The organism is Desulfosporosinus youngiae DSM 17734, assembly GCF_000244895.1.
Taxonomy (GTDB): Bacteria; Bacillota; Desulfitobacteriia; order Desulfitobacteriales; family Desulfitobacteriaceae; genus Desulfosporosinus; species Desulfosporosinus youngiae.
In genome coordinates this window covers 1,320,866-1,337,146 of record NZ_CM001441.1, presented here as the reverse complement: position 1 = coordinate 1,337,146, position 16,281 = coordinate 1,320,866, and the positions used below count along the sequence as shown (strand labels likewise).

Annotated in this window: 6 protein-coding genes; 2 read left to right on the top strand and 4 right to left on the bottom strand. The window is 44.0% G+C overall.

Going from position 1 to position 16,281, the window contains the following annotated elements; translation table 11 throughout:
• Nucleotides 1-35: 35 nt before the first annotated feature.
• The 3 genes from DESYODRAFT_RS06440 to DESYODRAFT_RS06430 all read right to left on the bottom strand — a co-directional run bounded on the left by DESYODRAFT_RS06440 (nt 36) and on the right by DESYODRAFT_RS06430 (nt 3,401).
• Nucleotides 36-281, bottom strand: coding sequence for a hypothetical protein (locus DESYODRAFT_RS06440; protein ID WP_007780931.1), 246 nt, complete (start codon nt 279-281; stop codon nt 36-38).
• A 316-nt stretch (nt 282-597) separates the two neighbouring features.
• On the bottom strand, nt 598-1,464 hold the full coding sequence (locus DESYODRAFT_RS06435; RefSeq protein WP_007780929.1) for a response regulator: 867 nt from the start codon (nt 1,462-1,464) through the stop codon (nt 598-600).
• Nucleotides 1,461-3,401: a sensor histidine kinase gene (locus DESYODRAFT_RS06430; RefSeq protein ID WP_427854308.1), complete on the bottom strand. Its 1,941-nt coding sequence runs from the start codon at nt 3,399-3,401 to the stop codon at nt 1,461-1,463. Before DESYODRAFT_RS06430 ends, DESYODRAFT_RS06435 begins: the two co-directional genes overlap by 4 nt.
• 138 nt (nt 3,402-3,539) lie before the next feature.
• Here DESYODRAFT_RS06430 and DESYODRAFT_RS30060 point away from each other — a divergent pair, with 138 nt between their 5' ends.
• Both DESYODRAFT_RS30060 and DESYODRAFT_RS06425 read left to right on the top strand, forming a co-directional pair.
• Nucleotides 3,540-3,620 carry a DUF255 domain-containing protein gene (locus DESYODRAFT_RS30060; RefSeq protein WP_486599014.1) on the top strand — a complete coding sequence of 27 codons (81 nt, stop codon included), beginning with the start codon at nt 3,540-3,542 and terminating at the stop codon, nt 3,618-3,620.
• 355 nt (nt 3,621-3,975) lie between these two features.
• Nucleotides 3,976-5,241, top strand: a complete 1,266-nt coding sequence (locus tag DESYODRAFT_RS06425; protein WP_007780923.1) for an ATP-binding protein — start codon at nt 3,976-3,978, stop codon at nt 5,239-5,241.
• A 101-nt stretch (nt 5,242-5,342) separates the two neighbouring features.
• Here DESYODRAFT_RS06425 and DESYODRAFT_RS06420 read toward each other — a convergent pair whose 3' ends face one another.
• Nucleotides 5,343-16,181, bottom strand: coding sequence for a cell wall-binding repeat-containing protein (locus DESYODRAFT_RS06420; RefSeq protein WP_007780920.1), 10,839 nt, complete (start codon nt 16,179-16,181; stop codon nt 5,343-5,345).
• Nucleotides 16,182-16,281 lie beyond the last annotated feature (100 nt).

The following is a 16,281-nucleotide window of genomic DNA, read 5'->3' as shown; positions in this document are numbered from 1 at the left end:
CCGTTTTGCTTCTTCGGGTCGACAATGATAATATTTCATGAAGTATTTCCCCTTCTATATGGGTTCATTTTCCTATTATTTTTAACGTATAAGAAAAGAGAGCCAATTACTGCAAAAAGGATTGCTAAATCAAAATATACCGTTGCCATTGAAATAGAAATAGTATAGTCATATGTTGTTATAGGTTCAGGAACCGCGTTCCTAATGACCAACGTTTTAAAATTTCCCATTCCATAAAATAATAAGGTAAAAAAACAACAAATAGCAGTTACCTTTTGCATATTATCCCTCCCATATGCAAAGACGATATTTAATATTTTCTGAGAATTTTAGAGGCCCTGGCCACTTGTTATTCCATTTTCATTCGCCTTAATTTTTTCACCAATTCTCGGCAATATAATATATTAATGAGTTATTTTCTCTTCAATAGGATTTCATTTTCCATCATAAAACACGAACCCTGAATAAACCCTAAATGAAAAGTGCCCTATAAGACGAGGCGTCCTATAGGGCATTCCATGCAAAACCTTATGCATAAAGGGGTTGCGCACTTTTTTATAAAATTATAACTATGTAATGTCATCGCAAAAATACTATTTATTTGCTTTCTATAACATCATCCATAACTCTTCTACACATTTCGTCAAGTTGAGCCGCTTTGGGATAGGCCCAAGCATACCCGTCCTCTTCCAAATATCCACTTTGCTTCAACCGTTCCAGTAAATGAATATCTTCCTTTCTTTTAAACCGATTGTTCTTGACCATTTCCTCCAGTTGATAGAGATCACAGTTGACTTCGTCTGTTACAACGCTATATTTCCCACGGCCGTTTTGCAAGATCTGCGAAAGGCCTGCTTCCGCCAATCTTTTGCGCAGCAAATAAGTGGTGGCATGAAAATTTGTCTGAGCTTTTTCGGAGTCATAGTCCGGCCAAACTGCATCCGCTACCTTTTCCCAGTTTACCGGCACACCTCTTTTATGGACTAGAAAAGCCAATACTTCCTTAGCTTTGGAATTTTTCCAGGTCAGTGCTTCTCCATTTAAGAACACTTCGAAGCCGCCGAAGCATTGAATAAACGGTTTATTAGATTGCCTAACCGTTCTTTTAGTTTGTAATAATCGCCTGACTGTTTTCCCTAGTCTTGCTTCCGTTAAGGGCTTCAGAATATAATCCATAGCTTGTAGCTCAAAAGCCTCCACCGCATATTGATTAAAGGCGGTGACAAATATAATATCAATAGTTTCGTTCAGGTCTAAGATCTGCTCAGATAACTGAAGCCCATTAACCCCTGGCATTTCAATATCCAGAAAAACGGCATCCAGAGACTCTTTTGTTAAATAATCCAAAAGCTGTTCTCCTGTTTCAAACAAACCACATAACTCTAATTCCTTACTTTCCACAGTCATTCTCTGGAATCTTTCCAGCACATGCATCTCATCATCGACTGCCGCTATCCTGATCATCTCTCTTTTCTCCTTTCCGGTATTAATAGTCTCACGCAGGTTCCATGCCCCTCCTCACTGCTGATCGTCAGACCTCTGCCATACAATCGAAGCAGCCGATGATGGATATTAAGGAGACCTACGCCTTGTCCTTTTCCCTCATTCGTTAAAAGGTTGGGCAGCTTTTCACGAGGGATACCCACACCATCATCTTTAATCTCAATATTGATCCCTTCGTCGATCTGATTCATTCTTAATCTTACTGTACCGCCTCCCGGTTTTTTGGAAACACCATGGCGAACTGCATTTTCCACTAAGGGTTGAAGGATAAGAACCAGGATTTGGTCGTTGAGGGGGATTTCAATTTCTTTTTGCAGGCGTATTTTAAGCCCAAAGCGTGCTTGCTCAATGTTGAAATACGTATCTATAAATTCTAGTTCTTTTTTGATCGTTTCCATTTTATCTAGGTGATTAAATTCTAAACTTTTTCTTAAATACAAGGCTAAATCGATAATGAGTTTACCCGCCTTTTTTCCATCCATTTCGCAGACATTGGCAATGGCACTTAAGGCATTGTAGAGAAAATGCGGCTTAATCTGCGCTTGTAAAAAGGACATTTCTGTCGCCATTATTTTGTCCTTGAGTCGGTCTGCCTCTATTAAATTCTGGTTATACAAAATAAGTTTTTGTTGGGTACTGGCCTGTTGTCTGGCTTGAATAAAGGACATCGCCATAACAACGGCAAAATTCCCATATAAAAACATATAGGAGAGGTTAATGCTACCCATCCCCTTATAGCGAACCAGATCTGCTAGGATTGTAAAATTAAAAACACTAATAACCATAAACAGCAATAGAGCATTGTCTCTTCTCCTGTGTACTGCTTGTATGAGTACACATAAAATATAAATCATTTGGAGCAGCATGAGTATGGTAAAGTAACTGTTGAAAGAAGCCCTAAATCCAGCCGGTGCCAGCAATAGTGCCCCAAAAAACAGATTTGGCAGCAAGATCAAAGTAAGGCTCTTTTTATGATAATCCATAGGATACAAGCTGATAACAAATAAGATTATTAGCGGCAATAAACTATAAATTGTAATATATTCAATGAATACCCCATCTTGGATGCGCAACTTAGGAAATAAGACCATTAGAGGCGTTTCGCCCCACACAGAAGCACGTAAGGCAGTGGTGAAACAAAGAATACTAAAAAGCAGGGCCGTCTTATTCATCCTCTGCAAAAGAAAGAGTAGAAAATAATAAAGACCAAACCCAAAGACAATGCCGATAATGATTAACTGGATAGCAGAAAGAAATATCTTTTGCTGGACTAAAACCTGTTTTGAACCAAATACCAAACTATCGCGAAGTCCGCCCCTAATATAATTCAGGTTAGCTACCTGAACAATCAACTCAAGTTCAATTGGGCTATTTGGCAAATCTACAATCAGCTGCTTATAATCTGCTTGGAAGTGGGAAAGTTTATCTGACACCTTTCCCACTTCTGTTATAAGCTGTCCATCGGCATAGAGCTTATAGGCTGCGGAAACTGTTTTTAGGCTGAGTGCAGGATCCTTAAGAGAATCCGGGTAGGTTAGAATTAAACGATAGGTGGCAACTCCATGATTGGGATATGGCTTAATTCCAGCTTCTTTATCATTCCAACTGCCTGGGACTTTGATAAAAGAATCCATCTTTGGAACATGCTCCGTCATAAAATCTTCCGATGTCAACAGGCGATCCCAATAAAATTCCCACTGTCCATTCAAATCAATAGTTTCATTTTGTGCAAAATCAACCCTCAATAAATCAACCTTACCGTTAGCAACGAGTCCCGAAACTGGAGAATACATCTTACTCAGGGCAAAAAGCATCAAAGAAATAATAAAGAAGACGATTATTATTCTCCAATTTGAAATGGTTTTTTTCCATATTCTTCTTTGATCCACTGTTATCATTCTCTTTCGCGTAACTTTGTGATTAAAAAGATCTACCTTATTACTTCGGCTAAACAAGAGAAAAACTATAGGTACTAGATCGTCAATCTCAAAACTGCCGAATTTTTAAACTGAAGACTGTACTTATAATCCCCTCAATTGGTTACGTGGAGCGAAGAGGCTTTTCAGATAGCGAAAACAGAAAACAAGTCTGTTTTCTTATCTATTGGGTACTCGTAGTGTAGTTTAGCGACCTGTCACTGGTGGTAATCTGATTACTATAACCCTACATAAACAAATGGGGCTGTCTCACATAGAAATTCAATTTCTATGAAGAGGCAGTCCTGAGTACAGGTGCTTAATCATCTGCTTCATTTGCCTTTACCATCACATAATACTCATACATTATGGTCTTCTAATCAATCAAAATGCATCGCCTACATGAAATGTCATTTCCTCGTCATGAAATATAAATTTATCCGTTTTTCGTTACAGTTCTGGTATAATGGATAAAAAATATAGGATGGTACTCACCTTTTGCAGATCAACTGGCTTGCGGATGATTATTAAAAGTTGATAGGAGGAACCCACAGTGATGGATTATATGCGATCGGTTCTAACCCTTATTTTCGCAATCAGCATGATGTATCTGCTTTTGGATTGTGAGATTAAGGACAAAAAGAACCGCTATTGGTTGGGGCTTTATGTAACTGTCGTACTAATTTGTGATGGGTTTGTTTTGCTGAAGATCGGGTATCCAAGTTTTATGAAACTCTATCCCCTTCTTGTCCACCTTCCGGTATTTTTAGCATTTGTGTTTATATCAAAGTTCAAACCCATCAAGGTATTTTTTGTTCATTGGACTCTCGTCGCTATTACCTCGTCCTTCTCTTTGATAGGACTGATTATTTCATATTTTATGGGCTACAACAGGGAAATCGTGATTATTGTTTGTTATATTCTGTATCTGCCTGTGGGGTTTCTGATTTTCAAGTATATCCGTCCGCTGTTTCTTTACATGATGCGCAACACGGATAAAGGCTGGATAGGCTTTTGCATGATCCCGATTTCATACTCTGTGCTACTTTATACTGCTAGTATGTATAGTTTGAACAAGGCGATGGTTGATAATGTTTTGTGGAGAGCTACGCTGATCTTTATTTTGACTCTCTCAGCTTATTTTCTGATTCTGCGCTTTTTCAAACAAACCAGAGAACAGATCGCCCTGCAGAACGAACAGAATCTACTCCAAACGCAAGTGGCCGCAGCACAGGTTCATTTTGAAGCATTGGAAGAATCACAAGAAAAGACAATGCTGTACCGACACGATATGCGACACCACTTGAATCTGATTAATTCCTATCTTGAAGACAACAACAAGGAAGCGGCCCAAAAATATATTACTGAGGTCGAAAAAACCATCGAGGGTGCTGTAGTTGAAAAATATTGCAATAACTATACTGTTAATTTGCTTCTATCGTCTTATATTGCTAAGGCCAAAAACGAACAAATTTCTGTTGAAACTCAGATCAATCTTCCGGAGAAAAACGCAATCTCCGACATGGACCTTTGCGTTATTATGGCCAATGCCCTTGAAAACGCCATTAATGCCTGCAAGAGCATTAACAGTGCCAAGGACAGAAATATAAAAATCGTCTCCAAACTCAACAATAATAAGCTCTACATACAAATTACCAACAGCTTTGATGGCACGATCATATTTGTTGACGATATGCCGATAAGTACGGATGAGAATCATGGCCTTGGCACGAAAAGCATCGCAGCAATAGCACATAAATACGGCGGAATGTATTCCTTCACTGCCGAAGACAGAGTCTTTAAGGCAAGCATTATTCTGTAGTGCCGCACAGTAGTATTTAAAAGCACCCATTGTGATTAAAGTGAATCACAACGGGTGCTTTTTTAACACATTTACAAAGATGTCACTGATGATCTTCTTTCCTATTTCCCGAGCAATTGTTCTAGCTGCTGCTCAACGGCTTTACTGATGACGAACTCTCCTCCGAAAATGGTCGCTCCAGTCATTTTTTTGGTCTCAAGATAATTCAGTATAGTTTCTGAGAGCTTGTCATCGACTAAAATAATCGGAGCATTGAAGTTTGCTGCATAAGCACTACCTGCCAGAGCATCCGGGAAGTTCTCGCCGGTTGCCACACTAATCGTTCGCCCGGCTAACTTGAAGTAGTTTGCTACGGCAGATGAAGTCTCATAGCGATCCACGCCACTGAGTCTTACAATAGCACTTTTTCCCAGGGGTATCAGCTCAGACACTTGATCCTCAACGGCTCTGCCTACAACCGCTTGCCCCCCTATGATATAGACCCTGATCGGCTTTAGTTCCGCGATTTTTTCCTTGACTCCCTCGCTGATTCCATCTTTTCCTACTAATAGTATGGGATACTGCATGGCCGCTGCCGCGCTGCTTATAGATAAGGCGTCTGGATAGTTTTCCCCATAGGCCAGTACGACGGGAGTTCCTGTCAAAAGATCTAATTCATTGGCAATTTTCAGGGCTGTTTCATATTGGTCGAATCCACCTAATCTCTTGATCTGAGAAAATCCACTAGCCAAAATTTTGCCTTCCACAGCAGCACTGACCGCTGCCCTGCCCCCTAAAATATTGACTGTTCCTTGGGGATCCAGGTAGTCTTTCAGATAAGTAATGACTTTGGTATGATCCTCTTCACTGCTTCCAACCAGCAGGATGGGTGCATTCAGCTTATAGCCTAGGACGCTTCCTGCCAGGGCATCGGGGAAGTTATCGGCAGTTGCCAAGATCACGTTGGAAATCTTTCCGGTATAGCTTGCTTTGGCAATTTCCAGAGCGGTATCCACTTTCGTTAAGCCGGCAAGTCTGGTTACACCAACTCTGGGTTGATTCATTTTAAAGTCTAGTTTTACAATGTCTTGTTCTACTGGTATGGTCGGACTCCTGAATTGATCATACCCATCCTTTGTTGCCACAATATAGTAGTCTGAAGTGGGGAATACCATGAATCCATAGGCGCCGCTTAGATCACTGATTTGGGGATTTTTATTATCGTTTGGCTCGAACCCCTCAATAATAGGCAGTTCTACTAATGAATCCGGAATTTTTCCAGCGGCTTTGTTTCGCTCAGTATCGGCATAATACAAGGTTACATCAGCACCGGTGATAACCGCTCCGGTAGCAGAATCCGTTATGATCCCATAAGGGTCGATTAAGGTAGTGGTTAGTTGGACATTTCCATTGCTGTCCATATTAATGTCCATGGTTCCCAGAGTAATCCTTTGTCCGTTGCCCAAATAATAGGAGATAATAAAATGATTATCGGTTCCTTTAGCCAAGTTCTGTACCTGGATGGTTCCATCGGCAGAAATTGTGGCCGGAGAACCTGTTGCCGTTGTGATAGCCACTTTAGAGAAATCACTGAATGGGCTTGTTGTTCCGTCGGGTTGTTTTAGGATTAATACCTGCACAGCATTCATGGAAATCGTAACATTGCCCTCACTATCCGTCGTTACGGTAACTGCGACATTGGAAACCTGAGCGCCTGTTCTACCGTCAATGACACTGCCTGTAACAGTCGTGGATGTTGGGGTCGTCGGGTTTGTTGGCTTCGGGGTATGTGAGCCCCCTCCGCCTGACGATCCACCAGGATTACTCGAGCCAGTGGAAATCTGGGCAGTATTTCCTGCGAGATCAGTTGCCACAATGGTGATAACACCAATGATATTTGCCGTAATGTCAGCAGTATAGGTATCTGTATCCCCTTGTTTTTGCATCGGGTATGTTGTACCGCCACTTGTCATCACCACGCTGTGAATGCCGCTTAAAGCATCGGTCACCTCAGCAGATACAGTCAGTGTATCTCCTGCCAGAGCTGCTGACGTTTTGTCTGCCCTAAAAATAGGTGCTGTTCTGTCCACTTTTACGGTCAAACTGCTGGCTGTCAATTTGTAATCATTGGCATCTTGAAGTTTGGCACTGATGAAATGAGTGCCCTCAGTTGTGATGTTTGTTACATCAATAGGGCTGCTTGTATAGGCTTTGCTCATCCAATCCCCATTATCCACTTTGTATTCCACTTTTGTTGGAGTGAAGTTAGTCAGGCCAGTGGCTGTCAAGGTGACAGGTACCGAGCTGCTATTCCACCACCCTCTTGGGCCAGGCTCTGAAGCAGAGAGTGTCACACTTCCGCTGGCTGGAGCTGCATTGGCAACCGTCAGAGAGTAAGTTTTCGGCAGTGCTCCTGCACCGTCCGGCTCAACTGTCACCTCAAAAGTGTTGCTGCCGGCTGCCAGTGGCAGGGTATAGGCCACAGCACCTGTTTCCTCAGCGAGGACAGTGTTACTGGCATCCATAAGCACCACTTTAGCCTTTGGGTTTGCGGAAATCGCAGTTAGGTTGGTGGATTTTAAACCATTGGCGCTTAGATTATCATAGGTTGTAGTATCCTTGTCAAAGTTTACTCCCAAACCGGTAGCACCCAAAACCAGCAGGTCTGCGTTCATGGAGTCCGCTGCAGCGTTAAAATAGTAGGCTTCCACATCCGCACCCAAAGTGTCAAACACAAAGGTTTTATTGATGACTGCCTCGCTGTCTAAAGCAACAAGCCCCTCCGCCGTATTTGACAGATATTGGGTTGAGATAATATTTCCGCCTTCGTCCAGAAGGTTAACAGCTACATTACCATTAGTTACTGCTTTCATGGCTAAATTTTGCAGAGTCAGTACTGCTGTGGTTTTTGTCTCAGAATTTGACTGTTTAACGTCAACCTTTATGGGGTTTCCGCCGTTACGCTTGACCAGATTGTCACAAACCAGGGTGCTGAAATTGTTTTCACCCACAAACTCCGGGAGCTCTTTGTCTGAGCTGTCGACAATCCAAGCCTTGACATACAGGGTGACACCGTTAGCCGGGATTTCGTCTTTTCCTTGACCTGCTAGATAGGACTTGAGATCAAAGCTTAGATTGGCCGTATAGGCGCCGTTGTCAATGAGGGATAATTGGTCAGGAGCGGAAATGCTCACAATCGGAGCCACCTCGGTCCCTGAGGTATAGGCTGAATTATCGTAGATTGCCAGTTTTACTTGTTTGCCGCTGGTCTTGAGCTTATAGTCACTGCTGTTGTACAGACTCACGGCAAACTGACGCTGACCATCCTGCTCTTTAACGGTATCAATCTTAGTAAAGCCCACATCGGCCACTGCCAAAGGCAAAGTCCCATTGCCGGTCAGAATGATCGGCGAATCACCAAAGCTTGCTGTACCGCTGTAGGATAAATCGGCTATGTTGACAGGCACACTGTAATTGACAATCAAGGTTTTGCTTGTGCCGGTTAAAACTGTCAGCTGATCAAAGGTTTTACTTTCTGTGCCGTCGCCATCCCTATAGTCTAGGGTGACGCTGGTCATCACCTCTTTGCCTTGATTTTGCACTGTAAAGGCGATGGGCAAGCTAAAACCTGACTTAATTCCAGTATAGTCAAACTCTGCCGCTGTTATCTGGGCTTTATTCTGATAGGCTTGGGTTGCCGTGAACATCTTGCTTTCTGTCTTGGGCACCTGAATTTCAACGGTATTTCCATCCTCGTCGGTATCCGTTTCCGTGTCAAATTCCCCATCTTTCGCTTCAGTCCCTAAAATGATCACCTTGACTTCGTCGTTGGCAGCATTTGAAACATAGGCATCGAAGCTGTCGATGACGGTTTTCTCCGGCATCTCTGCAACGTCGACGGCTGCTGAGGTCAAAGTGAGGTTTGTTCCGTCTACTGATTCCTGCATAAATTTGATAGCCTTTAAAGAGTCACTTCCCTGAGAATTAGGTTCAACCCATAGAAGGGAAAGGTTCTTAAAGTCATTATTTGTTTGACTGGTGTTAACGAACTTAAAGTTGCTGCCAATCGTGTTACCGCTGGACACTGCCTTCAAGCTGTCCACAAAATCTTCTTTAGGACTGCCGTCCTCGCTAAAGGTTGCCAGGCGAATATCGGAGTTTTCTCCCTCCATTTTGTACCAGCCAAGCATGAATCGTTCCTCATCTCCGATTTTAGCAACGGTTAGCTGAGGATTTTCATCAGGTGTGTCATCGTTAGTCAAACGAACATTCTTGACGATAGCACCGCCCTCATCAAGCACTCCATAGACAATTTCGTAGCTATTAGCTTCTCTGGCCTCACTTGGATCAATAATGTAAGCAACAGCTGAGGTTCCGTCAGACATCATAGCTGCTTCTAAACCTACGACACTCCCTGACACACCGTTGTAAAGCGACTTGGTTTCACTCCAGTTTCTTCCGTCATAAATACGGTAAACCAGGGTGTCTTTGCTGCTGAAATCCGTGGGATTGGCAGCATCGCCGGCATAGACACTCCGCCAGACAGCAAGCGCCTGCCTGCCGTTTGTGGCAACCACCGGAGCCATGTCCGGGGTGCTATTGTTGGTCAGTCTTTCCGTCGTCCATGAACCGGCCTTATAAATACTGGTAAAAATCTCTGTGTTGTTTGTCATCATGGCTATTTCGGCAGTGCTGAGTTCTTGATCGCCGTTTTTCTCCAGCTTATCTGCTAACCTTACCCAGGCAGATATAGCCAGACTACCATTACCGGCAAAGGACAACTGGGAATCACCAAAGCTTTCTACAGATGGGTTGATCTTGCCTTGGTCAACATAGCTGCCGTCATGCTTAAGGGCATAGTTTGCGGTGGTATCCCAAACATTTGAACTATTGTTATCGGATAAATACACAAACATCGATCCATCACTGGCCAGCAGTGGATTGGCATAAGGATAGGCATTTGTCTGGAGTGTGTTGGGGGCAAGATTCTCGGTATCCAGTGACAAGGCTCGCATCATTCCACTGGGTGATCCCCAAACACGAGTATACTCCTTAAGATACTCCCGACTCTCCAGCTCAGGTGCCTTAGTAATAACCACCAAATCCTGTCCTGTTGCTGCGGCATATAAACGTGTCGCCAGACTCATATTATCCTCCGTCAGCATGTCTCCCGTAGTCTCTTTCCAATAGGCCTCAATTTTGTTCCAGTTGCGATAGGTCCATTCTTTTTCGAAGCTGGCTGAGGCTAAGGTTTTCTTATAGGAAATCAACAGTAATTTGGCTACAAACTTAATTCCGATCTTCCCCTGCAGATTAAGCCTGGAACCGGATAAGGCCTTTTCTGTTTGGTTATGACCTGCCGGCAGATCGGCTATAGCCGCATCTAGATAGTTACGGTTAAGGAACTTATTTTCATTTTCCAGGGTTAATTGACCAAACACGCCAATTTTCAGCGCCACAATCGTAGCATCAAAGCCCAAGCCGCCAAAGGCATAGATATAGGCCTTAATTCTGAGATTGGTCAAATAATCTGTGACATTTTCTTTGTCTGCTTGCCATGAGTAGTCAATGCCTCCAAAGGAAACAGGTTCATAGAGCATATGGGCATCAAACTCCAAACGCACGGCAGCACCCAGGGCAAGTTCAAAGGTGGCAGGAACAATGCCGCCAATCAAGACATTGTTAGTCGTTGAGTAATTGAAGCCAATGCCCGCTTTGATCCCGCCGCCAATGGGACGTATTTCCCATGTTGTCGTTTCAAAATTGTAACGAACTTGGCAGCTGAAGTAGCCGCCTACTTGGTAGTTGACCGAACTATCCTGGGCATCTTCCTGTAAACTCTCAAGATCATCCTTCAGATTGCCGGCCAATTCACGGGCCTTAGCGTAGCCGGATTTGACAGCGCTCTCCACCTCGTCATCATCCAGCATCAGCGAAAACTCGTCCTCTTCCGGGCCCATATCCATGACATCGTCTCCTGCCTTGAGCTGCAAGAGTCCGTTAAAGACGGTAGGATCTGAGGTGGGTGCCAGCATTAAGGAAAAGTTGTCGTTGCCAAACTTGATGTTGCTGGCATAGTCGAGGGCACGTTGGGTGAATTTGTCCTTGGCATCAAAGGAAGAACCGGCTTTGATGCTTTTTTGGAGCTCCTCTTGAAACTTTTGGTTAATATCCTGGCTTTGGGAGACATTTTCCACGTTCAGCATATTGCGAATCGAATAAGGTTGCAACGTGGAATTATACAGGGTTCCATCTGCGTTGAAGAGCTTAACGGTAAGTTTCCCCCTGCCCTTTTCATCCACCCAAATATTACTTTGATCAATGACCAATTGGTTCTCAGTTACCAGCATGGTTGCAAAGGGGTATTGGAAGGTTTTGAAATTCTGTCCGGCAAGGACGGAACCTTTTTCATTGATCAGGGAGATTGAGACCTGTTTGTTCTCCAGGGGTTCTCCCCACCAAAGTGCTTGGGTATCAATTCTGACCTTAGGTGTTTGGGCATTCAATCCCAGGTTTCCTGTCGCATTTTTTATATAGTCAAGACGTCCGCTTTTCTTGTAGCGGTCTAAATACTGGGCAGCGAAAAAGGGTTTATCCTTATCCTCTGCAGCAATCGAAACCAGATTTACAACGCTTTCACCAAAGCGCAGTACATCGGCACCGGATAAGTTGCCGGAAAACTTCCTGATTTGGGGCTGGTAATCATCGTTGCCGAAGTGAAACTCAAAGATATAGTCAATTTTGTCGCTGGCATTTACGCTGGAAGTGCTGTTTTCCCCTCCAGCAGCTGACCAAAAGCGGGTAATATCAAAGACTTGTCGATAAGCACCGTTGTCCGGGTTGATGGTGATGGTTCTTTTCCAAGCGTCAGCCTGATCAGAAATTTCACTGTCTTCACAGTAATTTCCGTTTTTATAGACGCCGCCGCGGAGGGTAACCGTCCCTGTGTAGGGTGTACCATCAGGATTTTTGAAGTTCAAGTCCAGCTGGGCGGCTTTCCGGAGCACAAAGTTATTGATGGGATAAAATTGTCCCTTGGAGCCGTCATTTTCACCGGACAACAGGGTGTTATGATAGATCGTTCCCAGATAGATACTGTCACCCACGGTACTTTTGAGCTTTACGTCGCTTTTAATACCCTTCGGTTCATAAATAGCGACAGCACCTTGATTATCGCTGGATATGGTTTTCTCTGTACCGTCTCCGTTGGTGTAACTAAATTCAGTTACAGCCAAGGGCATGGCTTGGAAGAGATACAGCTTGTCCTTCAAGGTCTTGACTGTGACTCCTAAGGTGTCGGTCATTCTGGACAACTTATGAGTAGCATCAATTGTGGTTGTGCCATCCTTTAAACCGGCCAGGATAAAGTTGGTCGTCGGCATGTAGGATGGGGAAGCGTAATTTTCAATGTTCTTATAGACGCCACCTTGTGAATAATTAATGCTGCCAACTTTGGAGTCACTGGATTTCCATTCAATTTGGTCGCTGACAGAACCATAGGAATAGTCACCATAGTTAATACTCAGTTGATTAGTCAAAGCAATGTTTCTTTCTAAGGCAACTATTTCCGCACTGGTCATGGCCGAAATACGTCCGGAATTATCCAGGGTAATGCTGGAAGACGGGTCTTGTTTATCCACCCAAATTTTCATGGCCTGAGCGTCATAGACATTGAGGACAAAGGAGTCATAGCTGTAAGCCTCGTCCCCTGTGTTTTTGATTTTGGCTGTGACTGTATACACGTCCTTTAATTTACCGGTAACATCCGCCAAATTAAGGGTATAGCTGCCGCTGGGTTCTTGGCTTTCGGTCACTGAAGCCCCATTTTTGGTCACTTCAAACTCGAAATCATAGCCGCTGGCGGTGTTTACGTTCATGGACTGCCAGTTTACAGTGAGTTGATTGGCCGTATCTAGGATATAGTAGCTGGCAGGGCGGTCAATCTTAACCTGGGCCGGAGGGGAAGTAACGATAATGTTCCCCACTGCTGCCACCGTATCGCCGGAAACGTTGGGATTATCCGTGCTTATTTTTACGGTATAGGCAGGTTGGGCGCCGATGGAAAGCTGGGTCAGTTGATCCCCGGGAATGGTAAAGGAGCTGGCATTTACCCCGCTGGTTGCCGTATAGGTGGGTGTTTTACCCATCAAATCAGCTATACTTGAGTAGCTGCCCTCATAAAGCTCCACGTTAAACGTTGTATCTTTTTGAGGCTCGGCCTGTTGGTTCATGTAGATTACATTGGTGCTCCACATAACTTGCACCGGCACACCCTTTTGGGTCGTGATAAACTTGCTCACGCTCAGGGAGGGCTTATCAAGGGATGCTTGAACCGTAAATTCGGCTGATTGAATACTTACATCCTTTGTCCCATCGTTTGTGCCATTCATGGCTACTAGATTAAACGTAACCTTGCCAACACCCACCGGCGTAATCTCGCCTGTGCTGGCTGAAATAGTCGCAATCGCGGGATCAGAAGATACCCATTTGAAATCTTCAGGTTTTTGATAGGTGGCGTCTCCACTATAGGTATACGTAAGCTTAACTGTTTCTGAATCCCCTAAATTGAGCACCTTATCCCTCCCTGAAGGATAAGACTCCGGATAGTTAATCGTCATGTCCTTTGCCTCGACTAATGTCAAAGCACCGATACTGAAATTGGCACTGTATCCGTTTTCAAAAATCGGGCGAAAAATTGGTTTCGATTCCTCATCCAATTCTCCGGTAGCCATGAAGAGCCTCATTTTGAAGACTGTATCCCTCGAAGGCAAGTCAAATTCGGCAGTCAGTTTATCTGTAGCATCTGTAATATAGAGGGGTATTTTGTTTACTCCGTTGTCATAGGAGGCAAAAAGTCGGTCAACCGTGAATTTTTGACCATCTTCTGGATCAACAGTAGTATGGTTAATCAGCCACTCATTTTGCTTGGCCCCCACGGTAGACTGATCGATGGTTGGCACATTGCTTTGGAACAACTCAATTTCCAATTGGCCTTTGGTCTCCTCTGGCAAGTAAGCCCCGGTTAGTTCAGTGCCATCTGCATGTTTTAGGGTCAAGTCCAGCAAACTGTCTAACTCGTTATAGGCAAAGGTCGTTGCCAGGGGAATAGTTTTACCAGTACCCCCATCGATTGGGAAATTATAAGCCGCACTTAGGTTGTCAGAAGTGTCCTTGACCCCTGCCGAAATACTGACAGGCCAGAGGGTTATCGGGGTCTGAGGCTGTATATCATACCTAAAAGTTACTTTGGTGCTTATGAGCCCTGTGGCTTGGCTTGTAGCGGTGTATATTTTGTTATTAGCGTCTTTCATGGTTAACGTAAGCCCGCTGTTCTGCACAACCGGTTCGCTGAAGGTGACTACGATTGGCACCTGTTCTCCTGCTTTGAATGTTTTAGCAGGGGAACTTATAGCTTTCACTTTGGGTGCCACAGTATCTGTGACCGTCAGTGAAAAATTTCGCATTGAAGGCCCCAGTGTAAGAGAGTTGTTATTTTGCGCCACCAATCTCATATGTGTAGTATTAATAGGCACTGTATAACCCGAAAAAGATAGCGTCTCGTTATGTGCGCCAACCTGGTAATCCTTATCATAGACCTGTTTAAGAGCAAGGTAACCTATATCCAAGTACTCTGACTGACTCGGTTGCCTGTCGTAAAAGTAAACTAATAGAGACGCCGTCATTGTTGAGCTTGCCTGTCCCCAAAAGGTTCCTCTGGCGCCAACCTTCAGTTCCCCGTTTGCAGCGAGGCTAATACCGTCTGCACTCAGTTGCACGTCTTGCCATGCAGTTACTGTACTATTTGCGTTACCTTTGATCTCGCCGCCATAAGTACCGTTATGCCAACGACCCTTGTCCACTTTCCAACCATCTAAATTGTTATTGGGGACCGGGTTTAGTAACACATTTGCACCTTTGAAGGCGGTAAAATTAAAATTACTATTCATTTTTACAGGAACAAGCTGGCTAGATTTCCCGTTCGCAAACAGACCACCCTGCAGGGCATGTAAGCGTACATAACATAGGTCAGCTCCACCCTTCCAGAGTATATTTTCAACACCAGGCAAATTAAGGGTAACCGATTCTGTTGGACTACCGGAAGTCAGGGTTATAGCTGCTGAGGTTGTCGTTATAGCATCAGCATCCAGAACTCCCGACAAACATTCCTGAGAAAAGGTGACACGAGCATCCGCTCCGCCCCCTGTCAAGGTGTAAGTTATGTCCACCGTGTTGTTTGCGGAGATAGCACCCAGACTATACTCGACTACTGCATCCGGATCAGTATCCGAGATTACGGCGTTTTCAGAAGTACCCTCTACAAGGCTTATACCTTCGATATTAAGCTGATTCTCAAGGTCTGCCAACATTTTTAAATGCTCATCCGTTACCGTTACCTGATTCTTGAGAAAATTGTCCTCAACAAATTGCAGGTACTTTTCAAAGTTAATTAACTGAGAGATAAAAGCCAGCATGACCACTTTGTCATCGACTTTAACCTCCTTAGTTAGGTCAACGCCGGGAGCATTGACAATCTCCCGCATTTGGTCCAAAGTGTAGAGCTTGCCGTCCATCTCGATTTTGTAGGTAAGACGGTTGCCCTTTTCATCAACGATACCCATGGAAACCATTGAGTCAAACATAGCTTCGGAGTTTTCGGAGCCGTATTGCTCCGCTAGAGCGGCAATAAGCTGCTCTCTTGCGTTTGGGTTACCTTCCCCTGGGGCAAGTGAATTTGCGGTAGTCTCAGAGATGTCTGTTTCAGACACTGCCGGATCACTGGTCTCTAGATTAGAACTCCCCTGTTCCAAGGAATTTGAAGTGCTTACAGGCCCGTCTTTGTCAGACATTGCAGCGTCACTTAAGCTTAGATTAGATGCCTGAGCAAGTGAATTTAGTGGCAATATAGAAAGCAACATGACGCTTACCAAGAAAACAGACATTACTTTTTTGAAATTTCTCACCTTTTCTGCTCCTCCCTCTAGTATTTTTTGTCTTCATTTGTCCTGTTGAAACGAACTTAGTGAAGGGTCCCTGTGTTGAGAAAAAGGGAACAATCTCACC

Bases quoted from the DNA above. Each gene is read 5' to 3' on its own strand.
- DESYODRAFT_RS06435 (WP_007780929.1), bottom strand. From the start codon at position 1,464: ATGATCAGGATAGCGGCAGTCGATGATGAGATGCATGTGCTGGAAAGA.
- DESYODRAFT_RS06425 (WP_007780923.1), top strand. From the start codon at position 3,976: ATGGATTATATGCGATCGGTTCTAACCCTTATTTTCGCAATCAGCATG.
- DESYODRAFT_RS06430 (WP_427854308.1), bottom strand. From the start codon at position 3,401: ATGATAACAGTGGATCAAAGAAGAATATGGAAAAAAACCATTTCAAAT.
- DESYODRAFT_RS06440 (WP_007780931.1), bottom strand. From the start codon at position 281: ATGCAAAAGGTAACTGCTATTTGTTGTTTTTTTACCTTATTATTTTAT.